4 protein-coding genes are annotated in these 2,219 nt (G+C 69.9%); all 4 read right to left on the reverse strand.

The window, feature by feature from the left end:
- Positions 1-134 precede the first annotated feature (134 nt).
- Positions 135-644, reverse strand: coding sequence for a hypothetical protein (locus tag WAZ62_RS20990; protein ID WP_422645483.1), 510 nt, complete (start codon positions 642-644; stop codon positions 135-137).
- Between the two features lie 10 nt (positions 645-654).
- A complete protein-coding gene (locus WAZ62_RS20995) occupies positions 655-1,251 on the reverse strand; it encodes a glycoside hydrolase family 108 protein (protein WP_422645484.1) in 597 nt (198 codons plus the stop codon).
- Positions 1,252-1,284: 33 nt separating this feature from the next.
- Positions 1,285-1,824 (reverse strand): hypothetical protein, encoded by a 540-nt coding sequence (locus WAZ62_RS21000; RefSeq protein ID WP_422645485.1) that lies wholly within the window; start codon positions 1,822-1,824, stop codon positions 1,285-1,287.
- The coding region (locus WAZ62_RS21005; protein ID WP_422645486.1) for a DnaA N-terminal domain-containing protein at positions 1,821-2,219 on the reverse strand (399 nt) is incomplete at its 5' end. The genes WAZ62_RS21005 and WAZ62_RS21000, both read right to left, overlap by 4 nt.

Consider the following 2,219-nt stretch of genomic DNA (forward strand, 5'->3'; position numbering starts at 1 on the left):
GTGCAGGCCCTCGGCCCCGGCGCGGGCATCCGCCCGCTCGGCCACGCGGCCGGCGCGGTTTGCGTACCAGACGAGGCCGGCGAGGCCGACCAGGCCGAGGATGATGGCGACGGGGACAAGGGCGGCCGTCCAGGTCACGGTGCGGCCGTGACGGCGGTCGCCGGCAGCGGCAGCGGCAGCGGATCGCCGCCCAACCGGCCGAGCACATAGTCCTTGAGCGCCTCGCCGGTCAGCCCGAACCGCTCGAGGGCATCGGGGACGCGGGCGATCAGGTATTCGCCGACTTCCGCCGCCAGCGCGATCTTGACATCGACGGTCAGCTTGCCCGCCAGCGCGTCACCGGCCTTGGCCCGCGCAATATTGATGCCGGCATACGCGGCGTCTTCGAGATAGGCTCGAACCTCGGCGTCCTGCTTGAGCTTGAGCAGGATCGTGAGGTGATTGATGGCCCAGCCGACAATGGCCGCGACGCCCATGACCATGGCGTCGAGGACCGGATTGATCAGCGGGGCGAAATCGACGGTCGTGCCGTCGGCCGCGAGGGCGGGCACGGGCCACGCGATGCAGGCGGCGGTCGCCAGCACCAGGGCGATAAGGGCGAGCGCGATCAGATCGAGCGCGCGGGTCAGGGTCGGGTGTTCCATCGTTGACCTCTCAGGCATAGGCACGGTTGAGCCAGCCGGCCAGGTACTTGGACGAGCGCGGCCGTGCGGCCACCAGGCCGCGATAAAAGCCGGCCGCTTCGGAGCGGATGGCAGGAAGGATGTCGGTGTTGCCGAGCGAGCGCAGGGCGGAGCGGCTGGCGGGGCCAAGATCGCCATCGTCGAGGAGCGGGCGGCCATGCGACCTCGCCGCTCGCTGCACGATCTTGTGCGCCTGCCTCGCGCCCATGTTGACGGCGAGGTCGAAGGTTTTGACGGCGATCGGCAGGCACAGCTCGCCGTAGCGATACCGCTCCCACCAGTACAGCCAGTAGACATAGGCGGAGTCCGGCCTCGTCATCCGCCGGATATCTTCCGCGTCCACATCGCCGTCGCCGTCGAGATCGAGGTCCAGGCGGCCGTCGCCGTCGAGATCGCCGCAGGACTTCGCAAAGCGGAGGGAGACGCCAAATTTCGTCACACCGCCCGGATCGTCCGGATCGTCGGCGAGGTCCCCCTCGTGCGGACGGAGAAAATCGACGGCCGCCCGGAAGCGGCCGTCGTCGAGGTGCGGGCCGAAACCCGGGGAGGAGCTGGTGGCGGTGTTCATGCCCGGCAGTTTCGCGCGGGCGGGCGGGCAGGATCAGATGGACCCTGCGCCCCTAGGCGGTGTAGCCAGCGGCAGCGCCAGTTGACGATGATCGGACAGCCGCAGGCGCTTGGCGGGATGGCGGCGACCGCAGGCCGGACAGCGCCCCGTATCGACGTCTTCGAGCGCCGGGCCGCCGTTGCCTTTCGGCCAACCCTCCACCAGCTCCTTCACACGGTGCCGGGCCAGATGCAGCTCGCCGGCGATCTGGTTGATCGAGTAGCCCCGCTGGATCCACAGCGTGCGGACGGCGATGGCGTTGCGCTCGACCGATGCGGAGGGGACGAGGAGCAGCTCGCCCTTGACCGCCCCGGCCTTCAGGTGGCGGGCGGCGACCAGCCGGGCCGCCTTGACGCCGATCAGCTTGGACAGCCAGGTATTCGGCCCGACCTTGTCGGGCATCGGCATGTATTTCTGCTGACCGCCCGCGACCTGGCCAACGCGCAGCGCGGCATCGATGCCGACTACCTGCGCGATGAGCGCCAGCACGCCCGGCAAGGTCTCGGGCTTCGGATACCAGCTCGGCGCGGTCATGGCCCACCTCGCGGCGAAATAAAGTCGACCTCTCGGACGCCAAAGGCACGCCGCAGGATCGGGACAAACCGCTCCCTGATCGTGTCGGCGACAAACCGGCTGGGCGCCCGGACCTGCAGGATCGAGCGATCCCTGTCGACGTCGAGCTGGCAACGGGCGATCCAGCTGCGATGATCTGCCTCGGTCATGCCGGCGCCCACCAGGGCAGTATGGACAGGGTCCTGAGTCACCGAGGTATCGACGGTCAACTCGGCCGGCTCCTCGGCGGGCGCCGGGTCCGGGAAGGCCTCGTGCCCGCCCTCCCGCAGCCAGCGGCCGACGAGCGGGATAAACTGCGGGTCGACCCGCCGGGCGCGGACATCGGTGGCATAGCGGCCCGCCGCGCGGACCAGCGC

Source organism: Zavarzinia sp. (assembly GCF_049306435.1).
GTDB lineage: Bacteria > Pseudomonadota > Alphaproteobacteria > Zavarziniales > Zavarziniaceae > Zavarzinia.